The following is an 18716-nucleotide window of genomic DNA, read 5'->3' as shown; positions in this document are numbered from 1 at the left end:
GACCCATTGCCGGGCGTCGTGCACACTTGAGTCCGTTCCACTCAAGTCAGCTGGAGGAATTCACCATGGCACGTGCGGTCGGCATCGACCTGGGCACGACTAACTCCGTCGTCAGCGTTCTGGAGGGCGGCGAGCCCACCGTCATCACCAACGCCGAGGGTGCCAGGACCACGCCGTCCGTCGTCGCCTTCGCGAAGAACGGTGAGGTGCTGGTCGGCGAGGTCGCCAAGCGCCAGGCGGTCACGAACGTGGACCGGACCATCCGCTCCGTGAAGCGCCACATGGGCACGGACTGGAAGATCGAGCTCGACGGGAAGCAGTTCAACCCGCAGCAGATGAGCGCCTTCATCCTGCAGAAGCTGAAGCGCGACGCCGAGTCCTACCTGGGCGAGAAGGTCACGGACGCGGTCATCACCGTCCCGGCCTACTTCAACGACTCCGAGCGCCAGGCGACGAAGGAGGCCGGCGAGATCGCCGGTCTGAACGTCCTGCGCATCGTCAACGAGCCCACCGCGGCCGCGCTCGCGTACGGCCTCGACAAGGACGACCAGACGATCCTCGTCTTCGACCTCGGTGGCGGCACCTTCGACGTGTCCCTCCTGGAGATCGGTGACGGCGTCGTCGAGGTGAAGGCCACCAACGGTGACAACCACCTCGGTGGTGACGACTGGGACCAGCGCGTCGTCGACTACCTGGTCAAGCAGTTCCAGTCCGGTCACGGCGTGGACCTGAGCAAGGACAAGATGGCCCTCCAGCGCCTCCGTGAGGCTGCCGAGAAGGCCAAGATCGAGCTGTCGTCCTCGACCGAGACCTCGATCAACCTGCCCTACATCACCGCCTCCGCCGAGGGCCCGCTGCACCTGGACGAGAAGCTCACCCGGGCTCAGTTCCAGCAGCTGACGGCCGACCTGCTGGAGCGCTGCAAGACGCCGTTCCACAACGTCATCAAGGACGCCGGCATCTCGATCAACGAGATCGACCACGTCGTCCTGGTCGGTGGCTCCACCCGTATGCCCGCCGTCGCCGAGATCGTCAAGGAGCTCACCGGCGGCAAGGAGGCCAACAAGGGTGTGAACCCGGACGAGGTCGTCGCCATCGGCGCCTCGCTCCAGGCCGGTGTCCTCAAGGGTGAGGTCAAGGACGTCCTGCTCCTCGACGTGACCCCGCTGTCCCTCGGTATCGAGACCAAGGGCGGCATCATGACCAAGCTCATCGAGCGCAACACCACGATCCCGACGAAGCGCTCCGAGATCTTCACGACGGCCGAGGACAACCAGCCGTCCGTGCAGATCCAGGTCTACCAGGGCGAGCGCGAGATCGCGGCGTACAACAAGAAGCTCGGGATGTTCGAGCTGACCGGTCTGCCCCCGGCGCCCCGCGGCGTCCCGCAGATCGAGGTGTCCTTCGACATCGACGCCAACGGCATCATGCACGTGACCGCGAAGGACCTGGGCACGGGCAAGGAGCAGAAGATGACCGTCACCGGCGGCTCCTCGCTGCCGAAGGACGAGGTCGACCGCATGCGCCAGGAGGCCGAGCAGTACGCGGAGGAGGACCACCGCCGCCGCGAGGCCGCCGAGAGCCGCAACCAGGGCGAGCAGCTCGTCTACCAGACGGAGAAGTTCCTCAAGGACAACGAGGACAAGGTCCCCGGCGAGGTCAAGACCGAGGTCGAGGCCGCCGTCGAGGAGCTGAAGACCGCGCTCAAGGGCGAGGACACCGCCGAGATCCGCACCGCCACGGAGAAGGTCGCGGCCGTCTCCCAGAAGGTCGGCCAGGCCATGTACGCCGACGCCCAGTCCGCGCAGGCCGCGGGCGGCGAGTCCGCCGGCGCCGAGGCCCCGAAGGCCGACGACGACGTCGTCGACGCCGAGATCGTGGACGACGAGCGCAAGGACGGTGCCGCGTGACGGAGGAGACCCCGGGCTTCGAGGAGAAGCCCGACGTCCCCTCCGGCGCCACCCCCGATGACGCCGAGCCGCAGGCCGCCTCCCCCTCTTCGGGGGAGGGGGCGGCCCCGGCCGGGGACGCATCAGCGCAGATCGCAGGCCTGACGGCCCAGCTGGACCAGGTGCGCAAGGCGCTCGAGGAGCGCACCGCGGACCTCCAGCGGCTGCAGGCCGAGTTCCAGAACTACCGCCGCCGCGTGGAGCGGGACCGGATCACGGTCAAGGAGATCGCCATCGCGAACCTCCTCACCGAGCTCCTGCCCGTGCTCGACGACATCGGCCGCGCGCGGGAGCACGGCGAGTTCGTCGGCGGATTCAAGTCCGTCGGGGAGTCGCTGGAGACCGTCGCGGCGAAGATGGGTCTGCAGCAGTTCGGCAAGGAGGGCGAGCCCTTCGACCCGACGATCCACGAGGCCCTGATGCACAGCTACGCGCCGGACGTCACCGAGACGACGTGCGTGGCGATTCTGCAGCCCGGGTATCGCATCGGCGAGCGCACCATCCGCCCCGCGCGGGTGGCGGTCGCCGAACCCCAGCCCGGCGCCCAGACCGTCAAGGCCGAAGAAGCGACCGAGGCGGCCGACGACAAGGAGAGCGGTGGCCCGGACGAGGGCTGAGCTTGAACCGATGAGAAAGGAGGGGCGTCGAGGATGAGCACCAAGGACTTCATCGAGAAGGACTACTACAAGGTCCTCGGCGTCCCCAAGGACGCCACCGAGGCCGAGATCAAGAAGGCGTACCGGAAGCTCGCCCGCGAGTACCACCCGGACGCCAACAAGGGCAACGCCAAGGCCGAGGAGCGCTTCAAGGAGATCTCCGAGGCCAACGACATCCTCGGCGACCCCAAGAAGCGCAAGGAGTACGACGAGGCCCGCGCCCTCTTCGGCAACGGCGGCTTCCGCCCGGGTCCGGGCGCAGGCGGCGGCTCCTTCAACTTCGACCTGGGCGACCTCTTCGGAGGCGGCGCCCAGGGCGGCGGGGGTTCCGGGGGGAGCTTCGGCGGCGGACTCGGTGACGTCTTCGGGGGCCTGTTCAACCGGGGCAGCTCGGGCACCACGCGCGTGCAGCCCAGGCGCGGCCAGGACATCGACACCGAGGTCAGCCTCAGCTTCACCGAGGCGATCGAGGGGGCGACGGTCCCGCTGCGCATGTCCTCGCAGGCACCGTGCAAGGCCTGCTCCGGCACCGGCGACGCGAACGGCAACCCCAGGGTGTGCCCGACGTGCGTCGGCACCGGCCAGGTGGCGCGGGGTTCGGGCGGCGGCTTCTCGCTCACGGACCCCTGCCCGGACTGCAAGGGCCGCGGCCTGATCGCGGAGAACCCCTGCGAGGTCTGCAAGGGCTCGGGGCGTGCGAAGTCCTCCCGGACGATGCAGGTCCGTATCCCCGCGGGCGTCTCGGACGGGCAGCGCATCCGCCTGCGCGGCAAGGGCGCACCGGGCGAACGGGGCGGTCCGGCGGGCGACCTGTACGTCACGGTGCATGTGTCCGCGCACCCGGTGTTCGGACGCAAGGGCGACAACCTCACGGTGACGGTGCCGGTCACGTTCGCGGAGGCGGCGCTGGGCGGCGAGGTCAGGGTGCCCACCCTGGGCGGACCGCCGGTCACCCTGAAGCTGCCGCCGGGCACGCCCAACGGCCGCACCATGCGCGCCCGCGGCAAGGGCGCGGTCCGCAAGGACGGCACCCGCGGGGACCTCCTGGTCACCGTCGAGGTGAGTGTCCCGAAGGACGTGACGGGGAAGGCTCGTGACGCACTGGAGGCGTATCGCGAGGCGACCGCGGGCGAGGACCCGCGGGCGGAGCTGTTCCAGGCCGCGAAGGGAGCATGAGGGAGATGGACGGCCGTCGACGCAACCCGTACGAACTGACCGAGGAAACCCCGGTCTACGTCATCTCGGTGGCGGCCCAGCTCTCCGGCCTGCACCCGCAGACCCTGCGCCAGTACGACCGCCTCGGCCTGGTCTCCCCGGACCGCACGCCCGGCCGCGGCCGCCGCTACTCGGCCCGTGACATCGAACTGCTGCGCACGGTGCAGCAGTTGTCGCAGGACGAGGGCATCAACCTGGCCGGCATCAAGCGGATCATCGAACTGGAGAACCAGGTCGCCGCGCTCCAGCAGCGCGTCGCCGAACTCCAGGCGGCGGTCGAGGGCGCGGCGGCGGCGATGCAGCAGCGCGAGGCGGCGGTGCATGCGTCGTACCGCCGGGATCTGGTGCCTTATCAGGAGGTGCAGCAGACCAGTGCGCTGGTGGTCTGGCGGCCGAAGGGGCGGCAGACCGACTGACCCGCAGATGTGAGAAGGGGCCCGGAAGCTGAACTTCCGGGCCCCTTTCGCATGGTGCGGCCGCTCAGGGTGCCAGGACCGCGTAGTCGCCGCCGGGTGCCGACTCGGTGCCGTCTGCGTACCGGGCGGTCACCCAGTAGTAGTGGGTGGTGCCCTTGGCGGCGCCGGTGTCCTCGTAGGAGGTGTCCGTCGTGGCCGCCAGCTTCTCGTACGCCTTGGTGTCCGGGTTCCAGCGGTAGACCTGGTAGCCGGTGGCGTCGGTCACCGTGTTCCAGGACAGCGCGACGCCCGTCTCCCCGGTGCTCGCCGTCAGCCGGACCGGTGCGTCCTCGGGCGTCGCCACGCTCGGGGTCATGTCGAGCTCGGTGACGGAGACGGCGGTGACGCGCTCGTCGCTCCACTTGATGGCGGAGTTGCCCTCGTCGTCCACGGCGTCCATGAAGAAGCAGACCTCGTCGCCGTCCGGGAGGGTGCTGTACGTGAAGGTGGTGCGGGTGGGCGAGACGTAGTCCGACGCGGTGCCGTAGCAGACCTGTTCGCCGTCCTCGCCGTCGAGGAGCTCGCCCCAGTAGACCGTGTAGTACTTCAGGTCGGTGGCGGCGCTCTTGTCCCACTTCAGCTCGAAGCCGTACTCGGTCGGGGTGACGTCCAGGCCGGTGACGAGGGCCGGCGGGTCGTTGTCCCAGATCTTGCCGTACTGGGGCTCGGACCGGGCGGACTCGTTGCCCGCGGCGTCGACGGCCGAGACCTGGTAGTAGTACACGACGCTCTCGGCGGCCGAGGTGTCCAGGTAGGAGAGCTTGTCCGTGCTGCCGAGCCCGGTGTAGGTGCCGCTCCTGGACGCCGCCCGGTAGACGCGGTACGACACCGCGCCCTCGACCGCGTTCCAGCCGACCTCCAGCCCGCCCGTGCCGCCGGTCGGGGTCACCTCGCCCGTCGCCTTCACGATGGTGGGCACGCCCGGCGCCACCCGGTCGACGGTGGTCACGCCCTGGTCCGCCGTACCGGCCGACTCGTTGCCGACCCTGTCGTAGGCACGGATCTCGTAGTAGTACGTCTCGCCCGTCACCGGCAGGGTGGTGTCGGTGTACGACGTCGACGTGGTCGTCGCGAGGGGCTTGCTGTCGAAGGACGTGCCCTTGAGACGCCGGTAGACGCGGTAGCCGGCGAGGTCCATCTCCTTGTTCTTGGACCAGGTCGGCTTCGCCTTGCCCGTCACGGAGTCGTACGACACCGAAGTCCCGGTCGGTACAAGGGGCTTGACCTTGTCGGCGGTGGCCGACAGGCGCGGCAGGTAGGCGAAGGAGACGTTGGCGGTGCCCGTCCAGTTGACGTAGTCGACGCGCAGGGTGTGCTTGCCGGAGGGGATGGTGACGTCAACGGACTTGTTCTGGTTCGTGGAGACGTTCTTCCAGATGTCGACCTTGCGCACGCCGTCGAGGTAGACGCGGATGCCGTCCTGCGTGGAGACCGGAAGCGAGAAGGGCCCGCCGGAACCGAAGTCCCGGGTGACGGTCCACCGGACGCCGAAGTTGTCCTTCGGAAGGCCCGAAGCCGGGGCGCCCGTGCCCCAGTTCTGGTCGATCGCGCTGTCGCAGTCCGTCTTCTTCGCGGTGCCGGAGAAGGACGTGTTGGCGTAGAACTGCCGCTTGTACACCGGCGAGGTGCAGGTCGTCGCGGCGGAGGCGGGCGCCGCGACGGCGGTGAGCAGGGTGCCCGCGGTGGTCAGCACGACGGCGGCGGCGACCGTCGACGTGCGTCTGGCTGGGTTCATTCGGTCCTCTGGTCAGGATCGGAACGGCTGATGGAGCTGCCGTGATCACGACTCGCGAGGTATCGGGTTGGTTGTACGGATCTTTGCCTTCTCCTTGCCTGCCATTGAGTGGGCAGTCCGTAAAGGGTGTTTGGAGGCGGTTTTGCCATCCCTTCACAAGATCGGCGGAGCGTGGCGTTGCGCACTCGTTAAGTGATTCCGCTTGACGCCTCGGGGCCGCTCCGCGTTGGCTTTTCAGTCACCCGGGTCGCAAAGCTGCGCCCGCGTCCGGAAGGCAGCAGAAGTGAGCTCCATGCGTCCCACGCGTCGTACCGCCATAGCCGTGGCAGTGTCCACGATGACCCTGTCTCTCACCTCGTGCGGTGTACTCAACGTGTCGGGGGACAGCAGTTCGGCGAGCCCGACGAAGGGCAACGACGTCACCATCGGGCTGCTGCTGCCGGAGACGGCCAACACGCGGTACGAGGACTTCGACTACCCCATCATCAAGGAGCAGGTCGCCTCCCTCACCAAGAAGCAGGGCAAGGTCGACTACGCCAACGCCGACCAGGACGCGGGCAAGCAGGCGCGCCAGATGCAGCAGATGATCGACGACAAGGTCGACATCATCCTGCTGGACGCCGTCGACTCGCACGCCATCGCGAGCGAGGTGACGAAGGCCAAGGACGCGGGCATCCCGGTCATCGCCTACGACCGCCTCGCCGAGGGCCCGATCGACGCGTACATCTCCTTCGACAACGAACTCGTCGGCGAGGTCCAGGGCCGCACCCTGCTCGACGCGCTGGGCAGCGAGGCCGACACCTCCGACAAGATCGTCATGATGAACGGCTCGCCCACCGACCCGAACGCCAAGCAGTTCAAGGCGGGCGCGATGTCCGAGCTCAACGGCAAGGTGACGATCGCCAAGTCCTACGACACCAAGGACTGGGACCCGAAGAACGCCCAGGCCAACATGAAGTCGGCGATCGACGCGATCGGCAAGGGCAACATCGCCGCCGTCTACTCCGCCAACGACGGCATGGCGGGCGGCATCGTCACGGCCCTGCAGAACGCCGGGGTCACCAAGCTGCCGCCGATCACCGGGCAGGACGCGGAGCTGCCGGCCGTGCAGCGGATCGTCGCCGGCGAGCAGTACATGAGCGTCTACAAGTCGTACCCGCAGGAGGCCCAGGCCGCCGCGCAGATGGCGGTCGCCAAGGTGCAGGGCCACGACATCCAGTTCGACGCCCTCACCCAGGACACCGTCGACAGCCCCACCAACAAGGACATCCCCGCGCAGCTGGTCACCGTGACGGCCCTGACGAAGAAGAACATCAAGGCGACGGTCGTGGCGGACGGCATCTACAAGATCTCGCAGATCTGCACCTCGAAGTACGCGTCGGAGTGCGCGGCGATCGGTCTCAAGTAGTCCTCGGCAGGCAGCGGTTGAGAGGGCCGGGGCGACAGCGCCCCGGCCCTCCGCCGGCGGATCACGCGACCCGGGTGAACTCCACCGACACCTGTGGCGGTCCGCCGGGCACGCCCCGGTAGATGCCCTTGTGCGGGGTGACGTCGTCGTAGTCGCGGCCGCGGGCCACCACGACGTGGGACTCGTCGGCGCGGGTGCGGTTGGTGGGGTCGTAGCCGCACCAGTCGCCCGCCCAGTACTCGATCCAGGCGTGGCTCTGCCCCGCGACGGGCCGGTGCAGTTCCGCCTCGCGCTCCGGGTGGAGGTAGCCGGAGACGTACCGCGCCGGCAGCCCCACGCCCCGCAGCAGGGCGACGGTGAGGTGTGTGATGTCCTGGCAGACGCCTGCGCCCTGCTCCCAGGCCTCCGCGGGGGAGGTGTTCACGCTGGTGGCGCCGGGGAGGTAGGACACCCGGTCGGCGACCAGGGCGGAGACCGCGACCGCCGTCTCGTGCGGGTCGAGTCCGGCAGATGCCTTCCGCGCCTTCTTGACCAGCTTCGGCGGGACCGTCGTACGGCCCGTCGGGTTCGCGAACTCCAACAGGCGGGAGCTCGCGATCCGTTCGGCCAGCTCGTCCCACGCGGGCGCGGCCGGGAGCGGTTCCGCCGGGGACGTCTCGACCAGGCTGGAGGCCGTGATGGTGAGCTTGCCGTGCGGGTCCATCAGGTCGAAGCCGGTGACCTGGGTGCCCCAGTAGTCCCAGTACGACCAGGTGGGCGTCGTGGGGTTCACGGTGACGCGGGAGTCCAGGGTGGTCTGGCCGGGAATCGTCAGCGGCGTCATGCGGACCTCGTTGTGCGAGGAGGCCGCGGGCTGGGCGTAGGAGACCCGGGTGGTGTGCTTGATGCGGAGGCGACGAGCCATGTCAGGCTCCTTCCTGGGCCCACTCGACGGGCCCCTGGTACGGGAAGAACCGCTCAGCCACCGCGTCGGCGGACGCCATGCAGGCCTGCTGCAGATCCCGTAGCAGGACCGGCAGTTGCTCTTCGAGGGTGTGGGTGTCCAGGTATTCGAGCCGGGTGCGCAGCCGGCCGATCGGGCGGCGCGCCGGGTCCTGGCGGGGGCGGCCGAGCGCCGTCAGGCACTCCTCCGCCGTGGTCAGCGCGTGCAGCGCGGAGCGCGGGAAGTCCCGGTCCAGGAGCAGGAATTCGGCCACCCGCGGGGTGTCGCCGAAACCGCCCCACACGCGTGCATACGCCTCGTCGGCGCCCGAAGCGCTCAGCAGGGTCGGCCAGTCGGGCGCGTGCGCCGCGTCCAGCACACGGACCGACAGCAGCCGTACGGTCATGTCCACCCGCTCCAGGCTCCGGCCCAGCACCACGAACCGCCAGCTGTCGTCGCGGCTCATGGTCGAGTCGGCCAGACCGAAGAAGAGGGCCGCCCGTCGCCGGACCAGTTCCAGGTAGGCGTACGGGCCCGTCCGCCGCGCCGCCATGCGCTGGTCGGCGAGCGCGTGCCACGTCGAGTTGAGGCACTCCCACATCTCCGAGGAGACGGCCTCGCGGGCGCTACGGGCATTCAGCCGTGCCGCCCCGAGCGCGCCCTCGATGGACCCCGTCGAACGGGCGTCGAAGGCCAGCTGGTCCAGGACCTGTTGCATGTCCACGCGCTCGCCGTCCGCGTCCATGCCGAGGATCGCGTACAACGACCGGCAGGCCGCGTCCTCGTCGCGCCAGGGGTCCTCCAGCATGCGGTGCAGATAGGCGTCGAGGATGCGGCCCGTGGCGTCGGCCCGTTCGACATAGCGCCCGGTCCAGGTCAGGGCCTCGGCTATCCGGGAGAGGATCACGTCGTTCACTGCTGCTGTGCCCCTTCCTGCACGACGTCACGGGTGCCGTCGGGTCCCAGCCGGCGCGGGGCGACGGCGGGGATCGCGGCGGCAGGCCGGGGCTCCGGCTGCTCGGCCGGGCCCTCCGCGAGCACCCAGGTGTCCTTGGAGCCGCCGCCCTGGCTGGAGTTGACGATCAGGTTGCCCTCCTGGAGGGCGACTCGGGTCAGCCCGCCGGGAAGCACCCAGACATCGTTGCCGTCGTTCACGGCGAAGGGTCTGAGGTCGATGTGGCGCGGGGCCATCCGCTCGCCCGCGAGGGTGGGGGAGGTCGACAGGGCGACGGGCCGCTGGGCGATGAAGCCGCGCGGGTCGGCGATCACTGCTTTGCGAGTGCGTTCGAGGGTGTCCTTGTCGGCCTTGGGGCCGATGACGATGCCCTGGCCGCCGGCGCCGTCGACCGGCTTGATGACCAGCTGGTCGATCTGGTCGAGGACGGCCTCCAACTGGCCCGGTTCCTCGGGCCGGAAGGACTCCACGTTCGGCAGAATCGGTTCCTCGGAGAGGTAGTAGCGGATCAGGTCCGGGACGTAGGTGTAGAGCAGCTTGTCGTCGGCGATCCCGTTGCCCACGGCGTTCGCGAGTGTGACGTTTCCTGCCATGGCGGCGCCCATGATGCCGGGGCAGCCGATCACCGAGTCGGGGCGGAAGTGCAGCGGGTCGAGGAAGTCGTCGTCCAGGCGCCGGTATACGACATGGACGGGCACCTCGCCCCGAGTCGTGCGCATCCATACCCGGTTGTTCCGGCAGACCAGATCGTGCCCCTCGACCAGCTGCACGCCCATCAGCCGGGCGAGCAGGGCGTGTTCGAAGTAGGCGGCGTTGTTGGGGCCCGGGGTGAGCACGACGACCCGCGGATCCTGCACCCCGTCGGGGGCGGCGGCGCGCAGGGCGGCGAGGAGCCGGTGGCAGTAGGCGTCGACGGGCAGCACGTGCTGTTCGGCGAAGAGCGACGGGAAGATCCGGGTCATCGCACGCCGGTTCTCGATGACGTACGACACCCCGCTCGGCACCCGCACGTTGTCCTCGAGCACCCGGAAGTCCCCGGCCTCGTCCCGCACCAGGTCGATGCCGGCGACGTGGATGCGCACCCCGCCCGGTGGCTCGACCCCGTGGGCCGCCCGGTGGAAGTGCGGGGAGTTCAGCAGCAGCCGCCAGGGCACCACGCCGTCCTCGAAGGCGCGGCAGTGCCCGTAGGCGTCGGCGAGGTAGGCCTCCAGGGCCCTGACTCTCTGGCTCACCCCGCGTTGTATGAGATCCCACTCGACGGCGTCGAGGATCCGCGGCACCAGATCCAGCGGCCAGGGCCGCTCCTCGCCCGCGAAGGCGTAGGTCACACCACGGTCCGTGAAGGCGCGGGCCATCTGGTCCGCCCGGAACCTGAGTTCACTCGGCTCGATCGGCTGCAGCGCCGCCAGCACCGGCTCATAGGCGGTCCTGACCTCACCCGGCCGTTCAAACATCTCGTCCCACGCATCGGCCAACGCGTATGCGTCAAATATGTCCGCCATGAGGGGACGTTAGAGGCGATACGTAACACGACGATCACTGCGGCATTTCCGGCAGCTTGCACGCGTCACCCGGGCACCACCGTCAGCTTGTTGCAACCCGACGGGCGGAGGCCCGTACAAAATTGGGCATACGGGTTGTTTTCGGCGTCCGGTTCGTACGGAGCCGTGTTGCGGAGCCGGTCCGGTCCGCGCATAGTTGCGCTGCGGAAGACGGCGAAACCGGGGGTGGGATGGGCGATGGCCGGGCACGGGACGGACGAGCATCCACATGGTGCTGACCGACTGTGCGAGGCCGGGGATCGCGTGTATTCCCGGGCCGTACGGCGGGGCCGTGTGGCGCGCTGTGATGCCGAGCAGGTGCCCTGTCTGCTCGAGCTCGCCCTGCTGCACCCGGACCCCGACGACATGGACTGGCTGGTGCCGACCTCCCCGCAGGAGGTCATGACCCGGCTGCTGCGCGGGGTGTACGACGAGGTCAGCGCGAGCCAGCGGCGCATGGGCTCGGCGGTGGCCGCCTTCGAGTGGTACGCCGGACTCGGCCCGGCGGTGCACCCGGCGGGCACCGCGGAGGGCTCCGCGATCCGGGTCCTGGACGGGCTCTCGCGCATCCAGGCCGCGATGGACGAGGCGACCGAGGCGTGCACCACGGAGGTCCTCACGGTCCAGCCCGGCGGCATCCGGCCCGAGCACGAGCTGACCGAGGGCCTGCACCGGGCGCTCGCGCTGCGCGGCCGGGGCGTGCGCATGCGCGACCTGTACACGCACGTGGCCCGGCACGGCCAGGGCCTGCTCAACTACCTGGAACTGATGGGCGGTTCGGTCGAGGCGCGCACCCTCGACGAGGTGATCGACCGGCTGATCCTCTTCGACCGCAAGGTGGCCTTCATCCCCGCGAACGCGGACCGCACCCTCGCCCTGGAGCTGCGCCACCCGGCCCTGGTCGAGTACCTGGTCACGGTCTTCGAACGGCTCTGGCGCCTGGCGATCCCGCTGACCGCCCCGCTGCCCGACACCGGCATCGAGGGCATCTCCCACCGCGAGCAGTCCATCGCGGCGCTGCTGGCGGAGGGCCACCAGGACGCGGTGATCGCGGAGCGGCTCGGCATAAGCGTCCGCACCTGCCGTGCCCACATCGCGCGCCTCTCCGAGACCCTCGGCGCTGCCAGCCGCACCCAACTCGGCGTCAGGATCGCGCAGGTGGGGCTGGACGGGCCGCGCGACGCCGCCTCCTACCTCAGTCTGCCTGATCAAGGATCCCCGAGCGTCCGATGAGAAAGCCGAGCTGAGCCCGGCTCTCGCTGCCCAGCGTCGCCGCCAGTTTGGCGATGTGGACGCGGGCGGTGCGCACGTTCATGCCGAGCCGGTCGGCGATGACGGCATCGGTGTGCCCCTCGACGAGCAGGGCGGCTATGGCCCGCTGGCGGGGCGTCACACCGCCGAGGGACGGGCGCTGGACGGCCTCGGGATACATCGGCACCGCCAGCCGCCACAGCCGGTCGAAGGTGGTGACGAAGAACGACAGCAGCGCCGGATGGCGGACCTCGAGGGCGAGCGAGAGGTCGGCGCTCGCCGGTACGAACGCCACGGCCCGGTCGATGACGAGCAGTCGGTCCGTCACCTCGTCCAGGGTGCGCGCCTCGACGTCCCCCTCCAGCTGCTCGTAGCGGGCGAGCACCGAGGGCGCGTGCCGCAGCGTGTGCTGGTACAGGGTGCGGATACGGCCGCCGCGGTCCAGGAGCACCTGGTCGCGGGCGAGGGCGGCCGCCCGGCGCTCCGGGGAGATCCTGGTGTGGGTGGTGTGCGGCTGGATGGCGAGGAGTTCGCCGGAGGCCTCGGTCAGGGCCTGGTCGAGGGCTATGTTGATGCGCTCGAGGCCGCTGAGGATTCTGAGCGTCGGCGTGTCCGTGCCGTCCGCGCGGCGGTCACCGATCCGCAGCAGCGGCTCGAACGCCTCGGCCAGCCGCTCACCGCGGCGCCGCTCGTCCGCGATGCGGTCCTCGGAGACCCGCAGCAGGCGGCGCAGCGCAACGGCCGGTGCGACGGGCTCCAGCCAGTCGAGGTCCTCGACCGTCGGATGCAGCAGCCCGAAGTCCACCAGACAGGGCGCCGGTTCGGCGTCTGCGGCCCGGACACGGCCCTCCCGCACCGCGCGCTCGTACAGCAGGGCCCCGGCCTCGCAGAGGTCCTCCACGCCGTGCCCGGGGTGCGCCGGTCCGCTCACCGTGCCGCCCCGGGTCTCAGTCGCGGTCCAGGATGCCGGACTGGGCTATGAGGAAGCCGAGTTGGGCCCGGCTGCCGCTGCCCAGGGCGGCCGCCAGCTTGGCGATGTGCGCCCGGCAGGTGCGGACGTTCATGCCCAGCCGGCGGGCGATCGCCTCGTCGACGTGGCCCTCGATGAGCAGCTTGGCTATCGAGCGCTGGACGCCGGTGATGCCCTCGGGGGTGGACTCGTAGGGAACCTCGTCCATCAGCGGGGTGGCCCGCTGCCAGAGCTGTTCGAAGACCTTGATCAGGTACTGCACGAGGCCGGGGTGGCGCAGCTCCAGGGCGACCGTCCGGTCGTCCTGGGCGGGGATGAAGGCGACCGAGCTGTCGCAGATGATGAGCCGCTCGATGAGCTCCTCGAGCGTGCGGATCTCGACCTTGGCGCCCGCCATCTGGTCCATGTACGCATAAGTGCTCTGGCTGTGCCGCACGGTGTGCTGGTAGAGCGTGCGCATGGAGATGCCCCGCTCGATCAGCGGCTTGCTGCGCTTGAGCGCCTGGCTGAGGATGTGCTCGGGCCGGCTGCCTCCGGGCTGCACCGTCAGGACCTCGGTGCGGGCCTCGGCGATCGCCACGTCGAGCGCCGCGTGGATGCGGTCGATGCCCTCCAGCACGGTGATCGCGTGCGTGGTAGCCGGTTTCTGGGCACTGATGTCCAGGAACGGCTGGAAGGCGTCCGCCAGGTCGAGGGTGGCCCGCCGCCGGTCCTGGATCTCCCGTTCCAGGGGCTGCAGTTGCTGCGCGAGTACGACGGACGGAGGAACCGGGCGCAGCCAGTCGGCGTCGTCCGGATCGGGGTGGAGCAGGGCGAACTCCAGCAGACAGGGCGCGTTCTCGACCTCGTTCCGGGAGATACGTCCGGAACTGAGAGCACTGGCGTAGAGACGCGCACCGTCGGCACACAGGTCTGTGATGTCGTGAGGATGTGTCGGCTTTGTGCTCTTTGATGGCAAATCTCCACCCCCCAGGGTCCTGAACGTGCAGGAACATGATGCATCTCTTGTGTGGCATTGACGTGCCTGAATGAGCCATCGTCTTGTTTCACGGGGGAGAGGAAGCCATCAAGTGAGGACGAAGCCGACCATGAAAAAGAGAATGCTTCGCTCGGTGCTTGCCACTGCCTTCGTAGTCGCGCTGGCCAGCGGTGCGGCTGGTCCTCTCGACGTCGGCTGGGTGAGCCCGACCAAGACCGAGCACGTCAGCGCCCAGGATGTCGGCTGGTCGGTCACCGCGGCCGGCACCGGCGACGTCGGCTGGGTGGTCGTCGCCGGCGACAACCCCACGGACGTCGGCTGGTCGACTCCGGCGGGCGCTGAAGCATGACCACGCCGCCCGACGACCGCTCCTTCCGGCGCGAAATGGCCACGGCCTATCGCTCCGGCTGGCACTTCATCGATCTGGTCACCGCGATCCCCCACTCCGGTGACTCGTTGATGGTGACCGTCTTCGGTGAGCCGGTCGTCGTCACGCGCGACGAGGACGAGGACGTGCGCGCGTACCGGTGTCTGCGGCGGCCTCGGGGGGCGCCGCAGCCCGTGCGATGTGCCATCCGGTACGGGATGATCTTCGTCAACCTCGACCAACGAGACCACCGGCTGGTGGAACCGGAAACCCCCGATGTTCGGACCATTTCAGCCACCCCCCGCAGTGCCTGACGCGATTCCCCCGTCGTAACAGATCGCTCAGGTGCTTCCCCCCGCAGCGGCGTCACCGTGACCTGAACACGGTGACGCCGCTGCAGTTTTGGCGGACATTTCCCGCTATCGACCGTCTCGCGCCGTACCGACTCGTGGCCGAAAACAGTCGGGCGAACGGTCAGATGTTGCCCATGGCACGCGTGAGGTCGATCTCGATCACCACGCGGGACGGGTTCGGCGACGGCGTCCGCTCGTAGCGCTCGGCATAGCGCCGCTCGGCCTCCGCGACCCGCTCCGGCTCGGACCGTACGACGGCCCGGCCCTCCAGCGTCGCCCAGCGCCGCCCGTCCACCTGGCACACCGCGACCCGTGCCCCCTCGGGCCCGGCGGCCAGCACGTTGGCCACCTTCCTGCTCGTCCTGCTCGCGATCACCCGAGCAAGCCGGGCCTCGGGATCGTATGTGACCCCGACGGGTACGACATGCGGGCTGCCGTCCGGCCGTGGAGTGGTCAGCGTGCACAGGTGCCGCTCCCGCCAGAAGCCGAGATAAGGGGCACTGGGTGCGCCGGGGTCCTTCGAATGGGTCGCCATGGCCACGGAACCTAGCCGTTCGGGCCTCCCGCCCTGAGCCTTGAGTGGAATAGACTCAACTTTGTGTACGCTGACTGAGTCAGACACGGGAGACGGCTGACGCAAGGAGGAGACAGCGAACGTGGACGCCGAGCTGACCAACCGGAGCCGGGACGCGATCAACGCGGCGAGCAATCGTGCGGTGACCGAAGGGCACCCCGACCTCACCCCCGCCCATCTGCTGCTGGCGCTGCTCCAGGGCCAGGACAACGAGAACATCGTCGACCTTCTCGCGGCCGTGGACGCCGACCAGGCCGCCGTGCGCGCGGGTGCCGAGAAGGTGCTCGCCGGTCTGCCCAGCGTGACCGGTTCCACCGTCGCGCCGCCGCAGCCCAACCGTGAACTGCTCGCCGTCATCGCCGACGCGCAGGAGCGCGCCCGTGACCTCGGCGACGACTACCTCTCCACCGAGCACCTGCTCATCGGCATCGCCGCGAAGGGCGGCCCCGCCGCTGACGTACTGTCCGGGCAGGGGGCCGGTGCGAAAAAGCTGCAGGAGGCCTTCCAGAAGGCGAGGGGAGGACGCCGGGTGACCACACCCGACCCGGAGGGCCAGTACAAGGCCCTGGAGAAGTTCGGCACGGACTTCACGGCCGCGGCGCGCGAGGGCCGGCTCGACCCGGTCATCGGCCGGGACCAGGAGATCCGCCGTGTCGTGCAGGTGCTGTCGCGCCGTACGAAGAACAACCCGGTCCTCATCGGCGAGCCCGGCGTCGGCAAGACCGCCGTCGTCGAGGGGCTTGCGCAGAGGATCGTGAAGGGGGACGTCCCCGAGTCCCTCAAGGACAAGCGGCTGGTCGCCCTCGACCTCGGTGCGATGGTCGCGGGTGCGAAGTACCGCGGTGAGTTCGAGGAGCGCCTCAAGACCGTCCTGGCCGAGATCAAGGACTCCGACGGCCAGATCATCACGTTCATCGACGAGCTGCACACCGTCGTCGGCGCGGGAGCCGGCGGCGACTCCGCGATGGACGCCGGCAACATGCTGAAGCCGATGCTCGCGCGCGGCGAGCTGCGCATGGTCGGCGCGACGACGCTGGACGAGTACCGCGAGCGGATCGAGAAGGACCCGGCCCTGGAGCGCCGCTTCCAGCAGGTGCTGGTCGCCGAGCCGACGGTCGAGGACACCATCGCGATCCTGCGCGGGCTCAAGGGCCGCTACGAGGCCCATCACAAGGTCCAGATCGCCGACAGCGCACTGGTCGCCTCCGCCACCCTCTCCGACCGCTACATCACCTCCCGCTTCCTGCCCGACAAGGCGATCGACCTCGTCGACGAGGCGGCCTCCCGCCTGCGTATGGAGATCGACTCGTCCCCCGTCGAGATCGACGAACTCCAGCGCGCCGTCGACCGGTTGAAGATGGAGGAGCTCGCGCTGGAGAAGGAGACCGACCCGGCCTCCCGCGAGCGCCTGGAGCGGCTGAGGCGCGACCTCGCCGACAAGGAGGAGGAGCTGCGGGGCCTGACCGCCCGCTGGGAGAAGGAGAAGCAGTCCCTCAACCGGGTCGGCGAACTCAAGGAGAAGCTCGACGAGTTGCGCGGGACGGCCGAACGGGCCCAGCGCGACGGCGACTTCGACACCGCCTCCAAGCTCCTGTACGGCGAGATCCCCACCCTGGAAAGGGACTTGGAGGCCGCCTCGGAGGCCGAGGAGGAGGCCGCCAAGGACACCATGGTCAAGGACGAGGTCGGCTCCGACGACATCGCGGACGTCGTCGCCGCCTGGACCGGCATCCCCGCCGGCCGCCTCCTGGAGGGCGAGACGCAGAAACTCCTGCGCATGGAGGACGAGTTGGGCAAGCGCCTGATCGGCCAGCGGGAGGCCGTGCAGGCGGTGTCGGACGCGGTGCGGCGCACCCGCGCCGGCATCGCGGACCCCGACCGCCCGACCGGTTCCTTCCTCTTCCTCGGCCCGACGGGCGTCGGCAAGACCGAACTCGCCAAGGCGCTCGCCGACTTCCTCTTCGACGACGAGCGGGCGATGGTCCGCATCGACATGTCGGAGTACGGCGAGAAGCACAGCGTCGCCCGCCTGGTCGGCGCCCCTCCCGGCTATGTCGGCTACGAGGAGGGCGGCCAGCTCACGGAGGCGGTGCGCAGGCGCCCGTACAGCGTGATCCTGCTGGACGAGGTGGAGAAGGCCCATCCCGAGGTCTTCGATGTGCTCCTGCAGGTGCTGGACGACGGGCGGCTGACGGACGGCCAGGGGCGTACGGTCGACTTCCGCAACACGATCCTGGTGCTGACGTCCAACCTGGGCAGCCAGTTCCTGGTCGACCCGCTGACCGGCGAGGAGGAGAAGAAGGAGCAGGTCCTGGAGGTCGTCCGGACGTCCTTCAAGCCGGAGTTCCTCAACCGCCTCGACGACCTCGTCGTCTTCTCCGCCCTGTCGAAGGACGAGCTGGGCCGCATCGCCCGCCTCCAGATCGACCGGCTCGCGAAGCGCCTCGCCGAGCGCCGCCTCACCCTGGAGATCACCGACGAGGCCCTGGCCTGGCTCGCCGACGAGGGCAACGACCCGGCCTACGGCGCCCGCCCCCTGCGCCGCCTCGTCCAGACCGCCATCGGCGACCGCCTCGCCAAGGAGATCCTGGCGGGCGAGGTCAAGGACGGCGACACGGTCCGTGTGGACGCCTTCGGCGAGGGCCTGATCGTGGGCCCGGCGACCGGCAAGACGCTGTAGACGAGCGGTACCGCGGCAGGCCCGTCACCCTGGTGGGTGGCGGGCCTGCGTCGCAGGTGACCGGATCGTGTCAGCCCGTGGCTGACAGGGCCGTCGGGGCTTGCCACCCCCCTCCCCGGATGAGGGAGGATGACTGAATCCGTACGAAGGGAAAATCACGGTGAGCATCGACCCGTCCTCGATTCCGAACTTCGGGGGCCAGCCCGAGCCGCAGCCCCAAGGACCGGCGGGCCCCGTCGTCCCGGATCAGGACCTCGTGAAGCAGCTCCTCGACCAGATGGAGCTCAAGTACGTCGTCGACGACGAGGGTGACCTCGCGGCGCCGTGGGAGCAGTTCCGTACGTACTTCATGTTCCGTGGTGAGGGTGACCAGCAGGTCTTCTCGGTGCGGACGTTCTACGACCGGCCCCACAAGATCGACGAGAAGCCGCTGCTGCTGGAGTCCATCGACGACTGGAACCGGCGGACCCTGTGGCCCAAGGTCTACAGCCACACCCATGACGACGGCACCGTCCGCCTGATCGGCGAGGCGCAGATGCTGATCGGCACCGGCGTCGCCCTGGAGCACTTCGTGTCCTCCACGGTCAGCTGGGTGCGCGCCGCCATCGAGTTCGACAAGTGGCTCGTCGAGCAGCTCGGCCTCGAGCAGGAGGTCAACGAGGCGGAGAAGCCCGAGGACGACGAGGAGTAGTCCTCGCTCCGCCGC

The 18716-nt window shown here is 69.6% G+C and carries 17 protein-coding genes; 10 read left to right on the top strand and 7 right to left on the bottom strand.

Annotated elements, in window-relative coordinates:
- The first annotated feature begins 65 nt into the window (after window positions 1-65).
- The 4 genes from dnaK to ABZ880_RS43810 are packed head-to-tail and all read left to right on the top strand — an operon-like array spanning window position 66 to window position 4236.
- On the top strand, window positions 66-1910 hold the full coding sequence (gene dnaK / locus ABZ880_RS43825; RefSeq protein WP_361275748.1) for a molecular chaperone DnaK: 1845 nt from the start codon (window positions 66-68) through the stop codon (window positions 1908-1910).
- Complete coding sequence (gene grpE, locus ABZ880_RS43820) at window positions 1907-2566, top strand: nucleotide exchange factor GrpE (RefSeq protein ID WP_361275747.1); 660 nt, start codon at window positions 1907-1909, stop codon at window positions 2564-2566. The genes dnaK and grpE overlap by 4 nt, the downstream gene beginning before the upstream one ends.
- A gap of 33 nt (window positions 2567-2599) precedes the next feature.
- Window positions 2600-3781, top strand: a complete 1182-nt coding sequence (gene dnaJ / locus ABZ880_RS43815) for a molecular chaperone DnaJ (protein WP_361275745.1) — start codon at window positions 2600-2602, stop codon at window positions 3779-3781.
- Window positions 3782-3786: 5 nt separating this feature from the next.
- On the top strand, window positions 3787-4236 hold the full coding sequence (locus ABZ880_RS43810) for a helix-turn-helix transcriptional regulator (RefSeq protein WP_361275742.1): 450 nt from the start codon (window positions 3787-3789) through the stop codon (window positions 4234-4236).
- Window positions 4237-4300: 64 nt separating this feature from the next.
- Here ABZ880_RS43810 and ABZ880_RS43805 read toward each other — a convergent pair whose 3' ends face one another.
- Window positions 4301-6010 carry a PA14 domain-containing protein gene (locus ABZ880_RS43805; protein ID WP_361275740.1) on the bottom strand — a complete coding sequence of 570 codons (1710 nt, stop codon included), beginning with the start codon at window positions 6008-6010 and terminating at the stop codon, window positions 4301-4303.
- A 292-nt stretch (window positions 6011-6302) separates the two neighbouring features.
- Between ABZ880_RS43805 and ABZ880_RS43800 the strand changes: the two genes are divergently transcribed.
- The gene (locus tag ABZ880_RS43800; protein ID WP_361275738.1) at window positions 6303-7418 is read left to right on the top strand and encodes a substrate-binding domain-containing protein; all 1116 of its coding nucleotides are present in this window, start codon (window positions 6303-6305) and stop codon (window positions 7416-7418) included.
- A 61-nt stretch (window positions 7419-7479) separates the two neighbouring features.
- Here the strand turns inward: ABZ880_RS43800 and ABZ880_RS43795 are convergent, their stop codons facing one another.
- Genes ABZ880_RS43795 through ABZ880_RS43785 form a run of 3 tightly spaced genes read right to left on the bottom strand, consistent with a single transcriptional unit; the run spans window position 7480 to window position 10797 of the window.
- Window positions 7480-8322, bottom strand: coding sequence for a transglutaminase family protein (locus tag ABZ880_RS43795; protein ID WP_361275735.1), 843 nt, complete (start codon window positions 8320-8322; stop codon window positions 7480-7482).
- A 1-nt stretch (window position 8323) separates the two neighbouring features.
- Entirely contained in the window at window positions 8324-9256 is a 933-nt protein-coding gene (locus ABZ880_RS43790; protein WP_361275733.1) for an alpha-E domain-containing protein, read from the bottom strand.
- Entirely contained in the window at window positions 9253-10797 is a 1545-nt protein-coding gene (locus ABZ880_RS43785; RefSeq protein ID WP_361275730.1) for a circularly permuted type 2 ATP-grasp protein, read from the bottom strand. Before ABZ880_RS43785 ends, ABZ880_RS43790 begins: the two co-directional genes overlap by 4 nt.
- A 237-nt stretch (window positions 10798-11034) precedes the next feature.
- Here ABZ880_RS43785 and ABZ880_RS43780 point away from each other — a divergent pair, with 237 nt between their 5' ends.
- Entirely contained in the window at window positions 11035-12069 is a 1035-nt protein-coding gene (locus ABZ880_RS43780; RefSeq protein WP_361275728.1) for a LuxR C-terminal-related transcriptional regulator, read from the top strand.
- Here ABZ880_RS43780 and ABZ880_RS43775 read toward each other — a convergent pair.
- Both ABZ880_RS43775 and ABZ880_RS43770 read right to left on the bottom strand, forming a co-directional pair.
- Window positions 12032-13018, bottom strand: a complete 987-nt coding sequence (locus ABZ880_RS43775) for a helix-turn-helix transcriptional regulator (RefSeq protein ID WP_361275726.1) — start codon at window positions 13016-13018, stop codon at window positions 12032-12034. The genes ABZ880_RS43780 and ABZ880_RS43775 overlap by 38 nt on opposite strands.
- Window positions 13019-13034: 16 nt before the next feature.
- On the bottom strand, window positions 13035-14015 hold the full coding sequence (locus tag ABZ880_RS43770) for a helix-turn-helix transcriptional regulator (RefSeq protein WP_361275723.1): 981 nt from the start codon (window positions 14013-14015) through the stop codon (window positions 13035-13037).
- 154 nt (window positions 14016-14169) lie between these two features.
- Here ABZ880_RS43770 and ABZ880_RS43765 point away from each other — a divergent pair, with 154 nt between their 5' ends.
- Complete coding sequence (locus ABZ880_RS43765; RefSeq protein WP_361275720.1) at window positions 14170-14385, top strand: hypothetical protein; 216 nt, start codon at window positions 14170-14172, stop codon at window positions 14383-14385.
- Complete coding sequence (locus ABZ880_RS43760; RefSeq protein ID WP_016437222.1) at window positions 14382-14717, top strand: hypothetical protein; 336 nt, start codon at window positions 14382-14384, stop codon at window positions 14715-14717. The genes ABZ880_RS43765 and ABZ880_RS43760 overlap by 4 nt, the downstream gene beginning before the upstream one ends.
- Window positions 14718-14877: 160 nt before the next feature.
- On the opposite strand, the gene ABZ880_RS43755 is transcribed toward ABZ880_RS43760, so the two are convergent.
- On the bottom strand, window positions 14878-15291 hold the full coding sequence (locus ABZ880_RS43755) for a TIGR03618 family F420-dependent PPOX class oxidoreductase (protein ID WP_361275717.1): 414 nt from the start codon (window positions 15289-15291) through the stop codon (window positions 14878-14880).
- 121 nt (window positions 15292-15412) lie between these two features.
- Between ABZ880_RS43755 and clpB the strand changes: the two genes are divergently transcribed.
- Together clpB and ABZ880_RS43745 are read left to right on the top strand one after the other, a co-directional pair.
- Window positions 15413-18010: an ATP-dependent chaperone ClpB gene (gene clpB / locus ABZ880_RS43750; protein WP_361275715.1), complete on the top strand. Its 2598-nt coding sequence runs from the start codon at window positions 15413-15415 to the stop codon at window positions 18008-18010.
- A gap of 160 nt (window positions 18011-18170) precedes the next feature.
- Window positions 18171-18701 carry a YbjN domain-containing protein gene (locus ABZ880_RS43745; RefSeq protein ID WP_361275713.1) on the top strand — a complete coding sequence of 177 codons (531 nt, stop codon included), beginning with the start codon at window positions 18171-18173 and terminating at the stop codon, window positions 18699-18701.
- The last annotated feature ends 15 nt before the right edge of the window (window positions 18702-18716 follow it).

The organism is Streptomyces sp. NPDC047043, assembly GCF_040644055.1.
Classification (GTDB): domain Bacteria; phylum Actinomycetota; class Actinomycetes; order Streptomycetales; family Streptomycetaceae; genus Streptomyces.
Note: the sequence above shows the minus strand (reverse complement) of the source record. Positions and strands in the feature narration are given on the sequence as shown.

What these genes read in the sequence shown, in the direction of transcription:
- dnaK (WP_361275748.1), top strand. Translation starts at nt 66, where the DNA reads ATGGCACGTGCGGTCGGCATCGACCTGGGCACGACTAACTCCGTCGTC.
- dnaJ (WP_361275745.1), top strand. Translation starts at nt 2,600, where the DNA reads ATGAGCACCAAGGACTTCATCGAGAAGGACTACTACAAGGTCCTCGGC.
- ABZ880_RS43810 (WP_361275742.1), top strand. Translation starts at nt 3,787, where the DNA reads ATGGACGGCCGTCGACGCAACCCGTACGAACTGACCGAGGAAACCCCG.
- ABZ880_RS43805 (WP_361275740.1), bottom strand. Translation starts at nt 6,010, where the DNA reads ATGAACCCAGCCAGACGCACGTCGACGGTCGCCGCCGCCGTCGTGCTG.
- ABZ880_RS43800 (WP_361275738.1), top strand. Translation starts at nt 6,303, where the DNA reads ATGCGTCCCACGCGTCGTACCGCCATAGCCGTGGCAGTGTCCACGATG.
- ABZ880_RS43795 (WP_361275735.1), bottom strand. Translation starts at nt 8,322, where the DNA reads ATGGCTCGTCGCCTCCGCATCAAGCACACCACCCGGGTCTCCTACGCC.
- ABZ880_RS43785 (WP_361275730.1), bottom strand. Translation starts at nt 10,797, where the DNA reads ATGGCGGACATATTTGACGCATACGCGTTGGCCGATGCGTGGGACGAG.
- ABZ880_RS43780 (WP_361275728.1), top strand. Translation starts at nt 11,035, where the DNA reads ATGGCCGGGCACGGGACGGACGAGCATCCACATGGTGCTGACCGACTG.
- ABZ880_RS43760 (WP_016437222.1), top strand. Translation starts at nt 14,382, where the DNA reads ATGACCACGCCGCCCGACGACCGCTCCTTCCGGCGCGAAATGGCCACG.
- ABZ880_RS43755 (WP_361275717.1), bottom strand. Translation starts at nt 15,291, where the DNA reads ATGGCGACCCATTCGAAGGACCCCGGCGCACCCAGTGCCCCTTATCTC.